We start from the raw sequence: 312 nt of genomic DNA on the forward strand, positions 1-312 counted from the left end.
GGCGTTGTATCGACATTCAATACAAGCGGATCACTTGGCTCACTCGTATTTCCTGCTGGGTCGGTTTGGGTCGTCGTGATTTCATGTGGCCCATCTGTCAATGGGGTATCTGGTGTGAATGTCCAGTTGCCTGTTGAGTCGACTGTCGTTGTACCTAGTGGTTGACCATTATCAATCACTTCAACGGTCGCACCTGGTTCACCTGTACCTGTAATCGTCGGTGTAGTGTCATCTGTCGTGCCACCTGATGGAATCTCACCTACATTTGGCCCTACATTGTCCGTAGCACCAACATCTTCAGGTTTAGCAGGC

Annotated in this window: 1 protein-coding gene; it reads right to left on the bottom strand. The window is 50.0% G+C overall.

Translation table 11 applies throughout. The features are described 5' to 3' along the window. A partial coding sequence (locus GGG_RS20330; RefSeq protein WP_010118269.1) for an Ig-like domain-containing protein occupies nt 1-312 on the bottom strand: 312 nt, incomplete at both ends.

Origin of the sequence: Acinetobacter sp. P8-3-8, assembly GCF_000214135.1 — a bacterium.
In the GTDB taxonomy this organism is placed as follows: Bacteria; Pseudomonadota; Gammaproteobacteria; order Pseudomonadales; family Moraxellaceae; genus Acinetobacter.